Annotated in this window: 15 protein-coding genes, 1 pseudogene and 1 riboswitch; of the genes and pseudogenes, 9 read left to right on the forward strand and 7 right to left on the reverse strand. The window is 50.8% G+C overall.

Annotation, left to right across the window (positions count from 1 at the left end; genetic code table 11):
- Positions 1–10 precede the first annotated feature (10 nt).
- Together prc and htpX are read left to right on the forward strand one after the other, a co-directional pair.
- Positions 11–2,059, forward strand: coding sequence for a carboxy terminal-processing peptidase (gene prc, locus CWM66_RS10930; RefSeq protein ID WP_007371625.1), 2,049 nt, complete (start codon positions 11–13; stop codon positions 2,057–2,059).
- A gap of 193 nt (positions 2,060–2,252) precedes the next feature.
- Positions 2,253–3,134, forward strand: coding sequence for a protease HtpX (htpX, locus tag CWM66_RS10935; protein WP_007371626.1), 882 nt, complete (start codon positions 2,253–2,255; stop codon positions 3,132–3,134).
- Positions 3,135–3,214: 80 nt separating this feature from the next.
- Here the strand turns inward: htpX and CWM66_RS10940 are convergent, their stop codons facing one another.
- Complete coding sequence (locus tag CWM66_RS10940) at positions 3,215–4,585, reverse strand: MFS transporter (protein WP_007371627.1); 1,371 nt, start codon at positions 4,583–4,585, stop codon at positions 3,215–3,217.
- A gap of 202 nt (positions 4,586–4,787) precedes the next feature.
- Between CWM66_RS10940 and kdgR the strand changes: the two genes are divergently transcribed.
- Positions 4,788–5,579 (forward strand): DNA-binding transcriptional regulator KdgR, encoded by a 792-nt coding sequence (gene kdgR, locus CWM66_RS10945; protein WP_007371628.1) that lies wholly within the window; start codon positions 4,788–4,790, stop codon positions 5,577–5,579.
- Between the two features lie 48 nt (positions 5,580–5,627).
- Here kdgR and CWM66_RS10950 read toward each other — a convergent pair whose 3' ends face one another.
- Entirely contained in the window at positions 5,628–5,867 is a 240-nt protein-coding gene (locus CWM66_RS10950; RefSeq protein WP_007371629.1) for a YobH family protein, read from the reverse strand.
- A gap of 161 nt (positions 5,868–6,028) precedes the next feature.
- Here CWM66_RS10950 and mgrB point away from each other — a divergent pair, with 161 nt between their 5' ends.
- From mgrB to rlmA, 6 genes and pseudogenes are all read left to right on the forward strand, one after another.
- Complete coding sequence (gene mgrB, locus CWM66_RS10955) at positions 6,029–6,172, forward strand: PhoP/PhoQ regulator MgrB (RefSeq protein ID WP_007371630.1); 144 nt, start codon at positions 6,029–6,031, stop codon at positions 6,170–6,172.
- Between the two features lie 77 nt (positions 6,173–6,249).
- Positions 6,250–6,540: a YebO family protein gene (locus CWM66_RS10960; RefSeq protein ID WP_035887465.1), complete on the forward strand. Its 291-nt coding sequence runs from the start codon at positions 6,250–6,252 to the stop codon at positions 6,538–6,540.
- 17 nt (positions 6,541–6,557) lie between these two features.
- Positions 6,558–7,547 (forward strand): MBL fold metallo-hydrolase, encoded by a 990-nt coding sequence (locus CWM66_RS10965; protein ID WP_035887463.1) that lies wholly within the window; start codon positions 6,558–6,560, stop codon positions 7,545–7,547.
- A 512-nt stretch (positions 7,548–8,059) separates the two neighbouring features.
- Positions 8,060–8,201, forward strand: a pseudogene (locus CWM66_RS10975) (DUF2627 domain-containing protein).
- Between the two features lie 12 nt (positions 8,202–8,213).
- Positions 8,214–8,423, forward strand: coding sequence for a transcription antiterminator/RNA stability regulator CspE (gene cspE / locus CWM66_RS10980; RefSeq protein ID WP_001062678.1), 210 nt, complete (start codon positions 8,214–8,216; stop codon positions 8,421–8,423).
- 141 nt (positions 8,424–8,564) lie between these two features.
- Positions 8,565–9,380 (forward strand): 23S rRNA (guanine(745)-N(1))-methyltransferase, encoded by an 816-nt coding sequence (gene rlmA / locus CWM66_RS10985; protein ID WP_007371633.1) that lies wholly within the window; start codon positions 8,565–8,567, stop codon positions 9,378–9,380.
- On the opposite strand, the gene mntP is transcribed toward rlmA, so the two are convergent.
- From mntP to manX, 5 genes are all read right to left on the reverse strand, one after another.
- The gene (gene mntP / locus CWM66_RS10990) at positions 9,377–9,943 is read right to left on the reverse strand and encodes a manganese efflux pump MntP (RefSeq protein ID WP_007371634.1); all 567 of its coding nucleotides are present in this window, start codon (positions 9,941–9,943) and stop codon (positions 9,377–9,379) included. The genes rlmA and mntP overlap by 4 nt on opposite strands.
- A 79-nt stretch (positions 9,944–10,022) precedes the next feature.
- Positions 10,023–10,125: riboswitch (yybP-ykoY riboswitch) on the reverse strand.
- 196 nt (positions 10,126–10,321) lie between these two features.
- Positions 10,322–10,780, reverse strand: a complete 459-nt coding sequence (locus CWM66_RS10995; protein WP_007371635.1) for a DUF986 family protein — start codon at positions 10,778–10,780, stop codon at positions 10,322–10,324.
- A 56-nt stretch (positions 10,781–10,836) separates the two neighbouring features.
- A complete protein-coding gene (locus tag CWM66_RS11000) occupies positions 10,837–11,688 on the reverse strand; it encodes a PTS mannose transporter subunit IID (RefSeq protein ID WP_007371636.1) in 852 nt (283 codons plus the stop codon).
- Positions 11,689–11,700: 12 nt separating this feature from the next.
- A complete protein-coding gene (locus tag CWM66_RS11005; RefSeq protein WP_007371637.1) occupies positions 11,701–12,501 on the reverse strand; it encodes a PTS mannose/fructose/sorbose transporter subunit IIC in 801 nt (266 codons plus the stop codon).
- Between the two features lie 63 nt (positions 12,502–12,564).
- A complete protein-coding gene (manX, locus tag CWM66_RS11010) occupies positions 12,565–13,533 on the reverse strand; it encodes a PTS mannose transporter subunit IIAB (protein WP_007371638.1) in 969 nt (322 codons plus the stop codon).
- Between the last annotated feature and the right edge of the window lie 344 nt (positions 13,534–13,877).

Here is a 13,877-nt window from a genome sequence, read left to right on the forward strand (position 1 = left end):
CTGGCCTGGCATGAACACTTTGTTTAAGCGCACAGCGTTAGCGGGTCTGTTATTCGTAACAGGCCATGCACTGGCTGTGGAAGATATCACCCGTGCCGATCAAATTCCGATTTTGAAGGAAGAGACTCAGCACGCGACGGTGAGTGAACGGGTTACCTCACGTTTTACCCGTTCCCACTACCGCCAGTTCGATTTGGATCAAGCTTTCTCCGCGAAGATCTTTACCCGTTACCTCAACCTGCTCGACTACAGCCACAATGTGCTGCTGGCCAGCGATGTTGAGCAGTTTTCGCAAAAGAAAGGCGTGCTCGGCGATGAGCTGCGCAGCGGAAAACTGGACGTCTTCTACGACCTGTACAATCTGGCGCAAAAGCGTCGATTTGAACGTTATCAGTACGCGTTGAAAGTACTGGAACGTCCGATGGATTTCAGCGGCAACGACACCTTCAACTTAGATCGCAGCAAAGCGCCGTGGCCGAAAGATGAGGCGGAGCTGAACGCGCTGTGGGACAGCAAAGTTAAGTATGATGAGCTGAGCCTGAAACTCACCGGGAAAGATGATAAAGAGATCCGTGAGACGCTGACTCGTCGCTATAAATTTGCGATTCGACGCCTGGCGCAGACCAATAGCGAAGATGTGTTCTCGCTGGCAATGACCTCATTCGCCCGTGAGATCGATCCGCATACCAATTACCTCTCACCGCGTAATACTGAGCAATTCAATACTGAAATGAGCCTCTCGCTTGAAGGTATTGGCGCAGTGTTGCAGGGCGACGATGATTACACCGTCATCAACTCGATGGTGGCGGGTGGTCCGGCGGCGAAAAGCAAAGCGATTACCGTTGGCGATCGCATTGTTGGTGTCGGCCAGACAGGGCAGAACATGGTCGATGTCATTGGCTGGCGTCTTGACGATGTGGTGGCGCTGATTAAAGGGCCAAAAGGCAGCAAAGTGCGCCTCGAAATCTTGCCAGCAGGTAAGGGGACGAAGACGCGCATTGTGACGTTGACGCGCGAACGCATTCGTCTGGAAGACCGGGCGGTGAAAATGTCCGTGAAGACGGTCGGCAAAGAGAAAGTGGGCGTACTGGATATTCCGGGCTTCTATGTTGGGCTAACTGATGATGTTAAAGCGCAACTGCAAAAACTGGAAAAACAGAACGTCAGCAGCGTGGTTATCGATTTGCGCAGTAATGGCGGCGGTGCGCTGACGGAAGCGGTGTCGCTTTCCGGCCTGTTTATTCCGTCCGGCCCGATTGTGCAGGTGCGCGATAATAACGGCAAAGTGCGCGAAGACAGCGATACGGACGGCGTGGTCTATTATAAAGGCCCGCTGGTGGTGCTGGTTGACCGCTTTAGCGCCTCGGCATCGGAAATCTTTGCGGCGGCGATGCAGGATTATGGTCGCGCGTTGATTGTTGGCGAACCGACTTTCGGTAAAGGCACCGTTCAGCAGTACCGCTCGCTTAACCGTATTTACGATCAGATGCTGCGTCCTGAGTGGCCTGCGTTGGGTTCGGTGCAATATACCATCCAGAAATTCTATCGCGTTAACGGTGGCAGTACGCAGCGCAAAGGCGTGACGCCGGATATTATTATGCCGACCGGCACGCAGGTGACGGAGACCGGGGAAAAATTCGAAGACAATGCACTGCCGTGGGACAGCATCAATGCTGCCACCTTTGTGAAGTCCGGTGATTTGAAACCGTTCGGACCGACGTTGCTGAAGGAACATGAAGAGCGTATTGCGAAAGATCCTGAGTTCCAGTACATCATGAAGGACATTGCGCGTTTCAATGCCCTGAAAGATAAACGTAATATCGTATCGCTCAATCTGGCGCAGCGTGAGAAAGAGAACGCCGAAGATGATGCAATTCGTCTTTCGCGCCTCAATGACCGCTTCAAGCGAGAAGGTAAGCCGTTGCTGAAAAAACTGGATGATCTGCCGAAGGATTACCAGGAGCCGGATCCGTACCTCGACGAGACGGTACATATTGCTCTTGACCTGGCTCATGAGGAAAAAGATCGGCCAGCGGAAGACCCAGCCCCCGCGAAGTAATCTCCATACAGGCACAAGAAATTGTGCCTGTTTTTTTAACACATCCTTACTGGCGTAAGCATTATGCTACAAAATGTAAAGTTGTGTCTTTCTGGTGACTTACAACACCCTGATGCTTGAAAATGGCGCGTATACCCATACGATGTGGGTAACCGCATTGTGCGTTTTGTTAAGTTGAGGTTAAAAGAAAATTATGATGCGAATCGCGCTCTTCCTGTTGACTAACCTGGCCGTGATGTTGGTGTTCGGCCTGGTGCTTAGCCTGACGGGCATTCAGTCGAGCAGCGTTCAGGGCTTGATGATTATGGCGCTGCTGTTTGGTTTTGGTGGCTCGTTCATTTCGCTGTTGATGTCGAAATGGATGGCGCTGAAATCTGTAGGTGGTGAAGTGATCGAACAGCCGCGTAACGACATGGAACGCTGGTTGATGGATACCGTGGCGCAACAGGCTCGCCAGGCGGGCATCGCCATGCCTCAGGTCGCCATTTATCACGCACCGGATATTAACGCCTTTGCGACCGGCGCGCGCCGTGATGCTTCACTGGTGGCAGTCAGCACCGGGTTGTTGCAGAACATGAGCCGCGACGAAGCTGAAGCGGTGATTGCCCACGAAATTAGCCATATTGCCAACGGTGATATGGTGACAATGACACTGATTCAGGGGATCGTGAACACCTTCGTGATCTTCATTTCGCGTATTATCGCCCAGGTCGCAGCCGGGTTTCTCAGCGGCAATCGTGATGATGGCGAAGAGAGCAACGGCAATCCGATGATCTACTTCGTGGTCGCAACCGTACTGGAGCTGGTGTTCGGTATTCTGGCCAGCATTATTACCATGTGGTTCTCTCGCTATCGCGAGTTCCATGCCGATGCCGGTTCTGCAAAACTGGTTGGCCGCGAGAAAATGATTGCTGCGTTGCAGCGTCTGAAAACCAGTTATGAGCCGCAGGAGGCGAGCAGCATGATGGCGTTTTGCATCAACGGTAAATCTAAATCGCTGAGCGAGCTGTTCATGACGCACCCACCGCTGGACAAACGTATTGAAGCGCTGCGTTCTGGTGAGTATCTGAAATAACGCAGCGGCAGGAACTACAAAGCGCGCCAACTGGCGCGCTTTTTTTATCATCCCTCAACCCCTGGGGAGATGATGATTGATTACTCTGCTTTCGGCTGTGAGATCCGCAGTCCGCTGATGATGGCCGCTACGGTAGCCAGCGTCCCTGCCAGCAACAATGAAACATGCGTGCCGTGGGTGTTAAACATGTTGAACATTAATGCCACCAGCGCGGCACCGGAGCTTTGTCCCAGCAACCGTGCCGTACCGAGCATCCCACTAGCGCCACCGCTGCGCTGACGCGGCGCAGCGGTGATAATTGTGTGGTTGTTTGGCGACTGGAACAAACCAAAACCGGCACCACACAGCGCCATACGCCAGATGATATCGATATCTGCCGGTGATCCCGGGAGAAGCGCAAGTGCGAAAAGCCCGCATGCCATCATCACCAGCCCTAAAGCACCCAGTAACCCGGCATGCACGCGCTCAATCAGGTAACCGGCCAGCGGCGCCATAACCATCGTTGCCAGCGGCCATGGCGTCAGCAACAGGCCTGTTTCTACTTCACTACGCCCAAGTACGGTTTGCAAAAAGAAGGGCAGGGACACCAGCGCCAGCATTTGCGCGCAGAACGAGCAGACTGACGTGCCGATAGAGAGCGAAAAAAGTGGAATGCGCAGTAAGTCGACTGGCAGAAGTGGCACTGGCAGCCGCAGTTGTCGGCGTACAAAGAACCCGCCGATGATCAGCAATGCTACAATCTCGGCCGCCACGAGTGTGGTTGATTGCCCCTGAGCAAAACTGCTCAGCGCGGTAATCAATAAGCCAAATGTTAATGCATTCATTACAGCGCTTGGCAGATCGAATTTGGGCTTTGAAGTGCGAGCTGCATTCGGTGGTAAAAATTTAATTGCCAGCAGTAAAGCAATAATGCCGAGCGGTACGTTAATCAGGAATAACCACTGCCAGGAAGCCACGGAGAGAATGGCGGCGGCGATTGTCGGCCCCGCCGCCGATGAAACCGCCACCACAAAAGAGTTGATCCCCATACCGCGCCCGAGGCTACGGTGCGGGTAGATGAGACGAATGAGCGCAGTATTCACGCTCATCAGCGCCGCACCGCCAAACCCTTGCGCCACACGCGCCAGTGTTAATGTCAGTAATGAGTCAGAGAGTGCGCAGAGCAGGGAAGTGAGAGTGAACAGTACCAGGCCACACTGATAAACCCGACGGTAACCAAACATGTCGCCGAGAAAAGAGAGTGTGAGCAGGGAGACCACGATCGCAATCTGGTAAGCGTTAACAATCCAGATAGAACTTGCGGGTGAAGCGTTGAGATCGCGTGCAATGGTTGGCAACGCGACGTTAGCAATAGCCCCATCAAGCACTGCCATAGCAATACCAATAACAATGGTCAACACTGCGCCGTAGCGCAGTGGAACGGGGAGCCCGTCCAGAGGTGATTTATCCATAAAAATTTCAGGGTTAATGTCACACAGTTATTTGTATAATGATTCTATCATCTGCATTCCGGCTTTATGTCGCAGATTTGTAACGGGCTTTATGTCGCAGAATTGTAACGAAGTTGACAAACGTGCATTGCGGCGACTGAGCGACGAATTTATAATAAAAACCGATTCTGAATTTTATAAAACACACGCGATGAGGTGATTAATGGCTATCGCAGATTTGGACAAGCAGCCAGATTCTGTCTCTTCAGTATTGAAGGTATTTGGCATTCTGCAGGCGCTCGGCGAAGAGCGTGAAATCGGCATCACCGAGCTGTCGCAGCGTGTCATGATGTCGAAAAGCACCGTCTATCGCTTTTTGCAAACAATGAAATCATTGGGCTATGTTGCGCAGGAAGGGGAATCTGAAAAATATTCCCTGACGCTTAAGCTGTTCGAGCTTGGCGCACGAGCTTTGCAAAACGTGGATCTGATCCGCAGTGCGGATATCCAGATGCGTGAGCTCTCTCGTCTGACGAAAGAGACCATCCACCTCGGCGCACTTGATGAGGACAGCATTGTTTACATCCATAAAATTGATTCGATGTATAACTTGCGCATGTACTCTCGCATTGGTCGCCGCAACCCGCTGTACAGTACCGCTATCGGTAAAGTGCTGCTGGCATGGCGCGATCGTGAAGAGGTTAAGCAGATCCTTGAAGGGGTTGAATATAAGCGCAGCACCGATCGTACGATTACCAGCACCGAAGATCTCCTGCCGATGCTGGATGTTGTGCGTGAACAAGGCTACGGCGAAGATAATGAGGAACAGGAAGAAGGCCTGCGCTGCATTGGTGTACCGGTTTTCGACCGTTTTGGCGTGGTTATTGCCGGTCTGAGTATCTCTTTCCCGACGCTGCGTTTCTCTGAAGAGCGCCTGCATGAATATGTGGCCATGCTTCATCAGGCTGCACGCAAAATTTCAGAACAGATGGGTTATAACCAGTATCCGTTCTGACAAACGAAAGAAAAAAACCGCCGACATGGCGGTTTTTTTGTCCCGATGCTAGCCGTTGTCGATAACGGTGTCGCTTTTACGTATCAGAGGGCAATTTGCCAGCCCGAAAAAACCATTGTCTGAATGTACATATTGTGCGGTACTGGTGCCACGCGCTGTTACATATTTACATTGTAATCCCAGCCCACCAGCATTTTCGTGACTGCTAATCAGCACACCATAACCGCTCAGCAGAAGCCCAATCCACAGCAGCGCAACAACGATAACGGCGCGAATAAGTGTTCGCATATCAGCTCCTTGCTTCACACTAAATCATATCTTAAAGCTACCTGATTTACTGACTGAAACAAGTCATGCATTCCGAAAAATCGCGAATAGAGATACAGTTAGTCGCGGTTTAATGTTGCCATGCTAACCTGGTTACACCTGACAATGTACTGGAGAGTGGAGTGAGAAAATATAAGTGGCTGATCCTGATTGTCGTGCTGGTAGGCTGCCTGCTGCTCTGGACTCAAATGCTTAACGTGATGTGCGATCAGGATGTACAATTTTTCAGCGGCATCTGCATCGTCAATAAATTCATCCCCTGGTAATGAATGGTAATTTCTCAGTGAATGATTTCCTTCCTTGACGCCAGTGGTAAAATGTCGCGTCAACATGAGGTGGTGAAATGAACGAAGTCATAAATTCGGGCGCGCTTAATATTGCGTCTATTGTTGTTTCTTTGGTGGTTCTGCTGGTCGGGCTGGTTCTTTGGTTCTTTATCAATCGCGCCAGCTCGCGTACAAATGAGCAGATTGAGCTGCTTGAAGCGCTGCTGGATCAGCAAAAACGGCAAAATGCATTGTTGCGCCGTTTGTGTGAATCTAACGAGCCCGAAAAAGAACCGCAAACTGCGCCTGCCAAAGAGCAGGAAAAAGAAGAGGATGAGGATTTCATCCGTCTGGTGGCTGAACGCTAACGACGCAGGAGGATGAGATGGTCTGGAAAAACCCCTGGTATAATCCTGCACTTTCTCATCACTCCCCTGATGGGTTCATCAATACGACGCCCGTCGAACATCAACCCGGTGACGTTAAGCGCTGGCGCAATGAGCGCAAAGCTGCCGGGCTTCCCCGTCCTCCCGCTGATGGCTATGCCCGTTTTATCGAGCAGTGGTGGCAAAAAGTGGAAATCACTGGCGACAGCGACGGTTTGTGGTGGCTGGGTCATGCCAGTATTTTGTTACGCCTTCAGGGGCAATACCTTCTGACCGATCCTGTCTTCTCCCACCGTGCTTCTCCTGTCCGTTTTGCCGGCCCGCAGCGACGTACGCCGCTTGCGCTTGCCATTGAAGATGTTCCACAACTGGATGCGATCCTGATTTCCCATAATCATTATGATCATCTGGATACGTGGACGCTGCGCGCGCTTTTGCGCCGTTTCCCTGACGTGCAGTTCTTCGTCCCGCTTGGGTTGGCAGTGCTGATCCGCCGCCTGGGCGCAAGACACGTAACGGAACTGGACTGGTGGCAAAGTGTGACATTTCAGGGAATGGTCTATACGGCAGTGCCTGCACAACATTGGAGCATGCGAACACTATGGGACCGCAACCGTTCATTATGGTGCGGTTGGGTGGTTGAATCAGCAAAAGGGCGGTTCTGGTTTGCAGGTGATACGGGATACACTCCGGAGTTGCTCACTATTCCACAGCGTTTAGGTGCGCTGGATGTCGTCGCATTACCGGTAGGCGCTTATGCGCCGCGCTGGTTTATGTCGATTAACCATATGGATCCGCAAAGTGCTGTCGCGCTATGGCAACAATTGGGCAGTCCGCTGGCATTTCCAGTCCATTGGGGCGTGTTTGAACTGGCTGATGAATCCCTGGATCAACCGGTAAAGGAATTGCAGCTGTCATTAAGCGAAGCGGCAACGGATAATGATAACTTTAGAATCCTGAAAATCGGTCAGTATTTATCCCTCGGTTAATACACCCGCTTCGTTCCAAAAGTATTGTGTTTTTTAAATGACATTGTTTTATTTTTATCGAAACGTTTTTATTGCCTTTTTATGAGGCAATGTCATCATAAATTCATTATTTTGGTGCAGGGCAAAGCTTATTTGCACAACAACTATCCAGAGTAAACCAGGTAAATAGTTTCCTCTGTTGTCTTAATAGTTTAAGAATCGTCCTGGACGATAAAAAAAGCATAACTATGCGTAAAAAGTTCTTATGATATACGCTATATGCATAGACATATTGTGGCTCGTTTGAGCACATGGAACCTATTGAGCAATGGTGAAAAATCAGCTATTGTCGATGCATGAGGATAAGGGCCTGGTGACTGCTATAGCGTTCATCGTAATGCATAAAAGTGCAGAAGAAGCTTTGATAACCTTAGAATTTGTGCGGCGGATCCAGACATGTTTAAAAATGGCTTGCCATAATTTACATATTGTGTGATAACACGTTTTGGGTCAATCGAGGTACAGTTCTGTTTATGTGTGGCATTTTCAGTAAAGAAGTCCTGAGTAAACACGTTTCGTTGAATACAGCTTCTCTGCCGAACCTTATATTAGTGCCTCAAGCAGTAATGTCTCAGTTTTCTCAGTCAATGCCTGCGGGCGAAGTATATACATTAAGGAATTTTGCAAATGGCAAAGATTAAAGGTCAAGTTAAGTGGTTCAACGAGTCTAAAGGTTTTGGTTTCATTACTCCGGCAGACGGCAGCAAAGATGTATTCGTACACTTCTCTGCAATCCAGGGTAACGGCTTCAAAACTCTGGCTGAAGGCCAGAACGTTGAGTTTGAAATTCAGGACGGTCAGAAAGGCCCGGCTGCAGTTAACGTAACTGCTATCTGATTTCGACACCTCTGAGCTTGTACGCGCTTCGCGCGTTAAAGTCAGCCATAAAGCCTCGCACTTGTGCGGGGCTTTTTAATTTCCTCGTGCGACAAATGGCGGTACACTTTCGCCCTTTGAGAAATACCCTCCGGAGTTTTTATGCCTTTCAGTTGCCCGCTCTGTCACTCGCCTTTACAGCGTCGCGAGAGTGCCTTCGTTTGTCCGCAGCGTCATCAGTTCGATCTGGCGAAAGAAGGTTATGTGAATCTGTTGCCGGTACAGCATAAACGTTCCCGCGATCCCGGCGATAGCGCAGAGATGATGCAGGCGCGTCGTGCATTCCTGGATGAGGGGCACTATCAGCCGCTGCGGGATGCCATCGGCGTTCTGTTACAGGCCAGATTGCCAGAGCAGGCCGACGCGATACTGGATATTGGCTGCGGGGAAGGGTATTACACTCAGGCCTTTGCTGCGATAGCCAGACACCACGGCGCAAAAACATTTGGGCTGGATGTCTCCAGGGCCGCGATCCGCGCGGCGGCAAAACGCTATCCGCAGGTTATGTTTTGTGTGGCTTCCAGCCATCGTCTGCCGTTTGAAGATAAGAGCATAGACGCTCTGGTTCGCATCTATGCTCCCTGTAAAGCGGAAGAACTGGTGCGTGTAATCAAGCCCGGTGGTGTTGTTATTACTGCTGCTCCTGGGCCTCGTCATTTGCTGGAACTGAAAGGGTTAATCTACGACGAAGTAAAACTACATGCTGAAAACGCGGGAGCAATGGAAGGGTTTAAAGTAGTAGAAACTCGCGCGCTGGCTTATGAGATGAGCCTTACCGGTCAGGAAGCGGTGGCTTTGCTACAGATGACGCCATTTGCATGGCGGGCGAAGCCGGAAGTATGGGAAAAATTAGCGGCAACGGAATGCTTCCGCTGCCAGACGGATTTCAGTATTCACTGCTTACAGCGGGAAGATTAACCGGCGAAGTGGCTCCACAGGATCTGTGTGCCAATGCCAATCAGCACAATACCGCCAAGAATTTCGGCCCGTTTGCCCAGCAGTGGGCCGATAAAACGACCAACCATCATCCCGAGCGTCGACATAATCAGCGTTGCACAACCAATCGCCAGCGCGGTGGCGATAATATTAACCTGCAGGAAAGCCAGACCGACGCCCACAGCCATTGCGTCCAGACTGGTGGCAATGGCTGTCGTGACCAGCAGCCAGAAACCATGACGATGCGGCGTTTCCACTTCGCAACCGTCATCGCCGCGCACGCCTTCAATAATCATGCGCCCGCCAAGAAACACCAGCAGCACAAACGCGACCCAGTGATTCCACTCCAGCACAAACTGGGTTGCCAGCATACCGAGGCCCCAGCCGATGAGCGGCGTCAGCGTTTCAATGGCGCCGAAAATAAGACCCGTGCGCAGAGCTTCAGAGAATTTAGGTTTATGCAGCGTCGCGCCTTTGCCGATGGAAGCAGCAAAAGCATCCATGGACATGCCAAAAGCGAGAAGAAGAGTGGCGGAGAGATTCATCGTGACGTCCTGACCGGGAATTCCATAAACACATCACTGCCCCCAGTAAACAGCAGTTAATGTGCCAATGGTCTCGCCTGACTGAAACAGACTCAGTCCGTACGCGCCACGTTTTGCAACGAGTATGTTGACACGTACATTTCCGGATAAGCAGAAATCGGCTACTCCCCAACGACGGACGAACCTTAACATATTTTGAGAATATAAAACAACAACCGAAAAATATAATCCCGGTAACTAGTTGATAACGATTTGCATTTAGATTTATAGGTGAAAATAACGTTAATAAATATAAGTACATTTTCACCTGAATATAGCAATGGCTATAAATTAGCTTATTTTTTATGCGGGTAAATATAGATTTTGCTATATCTTAACTTATTGAGTATTAACGATAACCTTATAGATTTTCTCAAGGTCGTCGATATTTCGCACGCGGATAAGCAAGCGTCGCTGTTCTAATTGCATGACCAACACACCATCTTCCGATAAATTCATCTCTTTAATACGGTTATATTCGATCCAGGCATTGGCAAAGAAAAAGCCGCACTCTTTAAAGATGATTTTCGGTGAGCGGATCCAAAAAAGATAAATACCGAGCAATGCCAGCGCAGATAATAACCACAACGTTAAAGAGGAACCGCCATTAATCGTGTTGTTATAGATCAGGATCGCCAGCAAGCCGACGAAAATAGCGCCATCAGTGCGGCTTCTGCGTAGCAGGGGAACGGTCAGTAGCGATGTGCCCTGACGACGTGGCATAACGAATTCGTCATAGATGGCGAAAGCAAACAGGGCGGCGACAAACGCCAGCAGAACGCTATCCGTAACGGTCATTGTTCCTCCTTAAATAAAAACCGGGGGCGGTAAGCCCCCGGTTAACACATACCCGGTTACAGGCCCAACAGGCCAATCGCGTAACCTACAATCCCGATGATAAAGAACCCGACGATAATCCACAGCGGGTTTACTTTCTTACGCAGCAGCCACATACAGGCGAAGGTTAACAGCAGAGGCACCAGACCCGGCATCAACTGGTCGAGAATGGTCTGTACAGTAGTCACCGTCGTTTTACCGGTCTGGTCGGTGATCTGCGATACAACCATTGGAATGTTAACGTGTGTCCACTTGTTCACCAGGGCGCCCATGACAAACAGGCCGAGGATTGACGCCCCCTCGGTCAGTTTCTGCAGGAAGCCGCCACCCATATCTTTAACGATGTCGATACCTTTACGGTAACCGTACGCCACGCCGTAATAGCGTGTCGCCAGGCGGACAATATTAAAGAGGACAAAAAACAGCAATGGCCCGAGCAGGCTGCCGCTCATGGCAATACCCGCGCCCAGTGCCGCAAATACCGGACGTACGGTTCCCCAGAAGATCGGGTCGCCCACACCGGCCAGCGGCCCCATCAGACCCACTTTAATACCGTTGATCGCACCATCGTCGATCTCCGCGCCGTTAGCACGCTGCTCTTCCATTGCCAGCGTAACGCCGAGTACCGGCGCGGCCACGTACGGATGGGTGTTGAAGAATTCGAGGTGACGCTTAATTGCCTGGCGGCGCGCTTCGTTATTTTCAGGGTAAAGGCGTTTAATAGCCGGTACCATTGAGAAACAGAAGCCCAGCGCCTGCATACGTTCGAAGTTCCATGAACCCTGGAACAGGTTAGAACGAATGAACACACCACGAATGTCACTCTGGGTGAGTTTTTTCTCAGTCGGAGTTTTAGTCATATCAACCATGTCGTTCACCTGTTAATCCAGTTCGTTATCAAGATCGTTATTACCCGCCGCCGGAGCAGGGCCACCTGCGGAGCGGTTATATTTCGGGCTGAGCTGAATGTAGAGAATCGCCATTACCGCACCGATAACACCCAGCGCTACCAGGTTGAAGTTGGTAAAGGCGGCGGTTACAAAGCCGAGGTAGAAGAACGGCATCAGGTAGCCTGCACGCATCATGTTGATGACCATTGCATAACCTACAACCACAATCATGCCGCCGGCGATATTCAGACCGCTGGTCACTACTTCAGGAATGGCGTTCAGCATGCTTTGTACTTCACTGGTGCCGACAGAGATGGCGACAATTACCGCCGGAATGGCGATACGCATGGCTTGCAGGAACAGGGAAGAGACGTGGATCCACGAGAGCGCGGTCAGGTTGCCGCTTTCAGCCGCCTTATCCGCCGCATGCTGGAAGCCTACGGTGATGGTACGAACGATAATGGTCAACACCTGGCCCGCAGCGGCCAGCGGGATGGCCAGCGCGATACCGGCCCCGATGCTCTGATGCCCGCCAATGACCAGAATGGTTGAAATGATGGACGCCAGCGCGGCATCGGGGGCAACCGCGGCACCGATGTTCATCCAGCCCAGCGCGATCATTTCCAGGGTACCACCGATGATGATACCCGTTTTCATATCACCCAGGACGATACCCACCAGCGTACATGCCACCAACGGACGGTGGAACTGGAATTCGTCCAGTATCGACTCCATACCGGCGATACATGCAACCACGAACACCAGCACAATCTGAAGAGTGGTAATCTCCATTGTACTTCTCCTATAGCTAAATCAGACGTAAGTGTGAAAACTGAGTTAATCAGGCCGCCGCGGTTAGTTCGCCACTTTGCTGATCAAATCCATCATTTTCAGTTTCGGATCGTTTGAAACTTTACGGACTTCCAGTTCGATGCCGCGTTCGTTCAGTTTTTTAAATGCTGCGATATCTTTCTCATCGACCGAAACAGCGTTGTTCACCTGGGTTTTGCCCTGGCGATACGCCATACCGCCAATATTGACGCTGGTGATTTTCACACCGCCTTCAACAACGCGTTCCACATCGGTCGGGTTAGTGAATAACAACATGACGCGTTGACCCGCATATTTTGGGTTGTTGTAGACGCGCAGCATTTTTGCGACATCCACGACATGCGCAGTTACGCCGGGAGGGGCAACCTGGGTTAACAGGGTCTTACGTACGGTATCCGCTGCCACTTCATCACTGACGACGATAATGCGCGTGACGTTGGTCTCTTTGGTCCAGCGAGTTGCCACTTGGCCGTGGATCAGACGGTCATCGATGCGCGCAAGGCCGATAACCATGTAATCATTCGGACCCATTGGCTTCGCAGGCGCTGCTGCTTTTGCCGCCGCAGGAGCAGAAGCAGGAGTCGGTTTTTCAACAGGTTGCGCTTTCAGGGCTTTCACCCCCTCACGTCCTGTTTCGACGGCTAACGCCACCAGTTCGTCGAAGGTCGGGTTATCGTCCCTGGCCATCAGTGTTTCCACCAGCATCGGAACGTTTACGCCGGCAATGACTTCGTAATGCTCTTTATCGACGACAATACGGCTGGCAGCGTTAAACGGACTACCGCCCCATGTATCGACGAGAAATAGCACGCCTTTGCTGGTTTCCAGTTTCTCCAGTTGCGCGTTGTACTTTTCGATTAACGTTTCCGCATTTTCACCGGGAACGAAATCAATCCAACCGACGTTATCCTGCTCGCCCAGCAGCATTTCGGCGGTTTTCAGCAGTTGTTCCGCGGCCCAACCATGTGTGCCTATAACAATAGCAATGGTCACTTGCTACCTCCTTCTTCTTGTCGTTAACACACCGTTAATAGGTGTATTGTGGAATCTGTCCCGGTAAACCGAATCGATTCAGATATAAGGGTTAAAGCAAAAGACTAATTTCCGTCGTGAATTATTTTAGATAGTGAAAAAATAATTTATGTGATGAAGATCCGTAATTTAGGTTTCGTGTTGATGAAATTTCGGAGCGCAAAATATCCACATAATTTGCAAAGTCTGGTAAATCTTTGCCAACAATAAATGCTCTCTGTTATGTTTACCGTTCGTTTAATTAGTCAGGAGTAAAGGGCCGTAGCCCACCGTATGGACCGTCACCGACGTCAGTTCACCTTAAG

It is taken from the genome of Kosakonia sp. H7A, from assembly GCF_003028445.1.
Classification (GTDB): Bacteria; Pseudomonadota; Gammaproteobacteria; order Enterobacterales; family Enterobacteriaceae; genus Kosakonia; species Kosakonia radicincitans.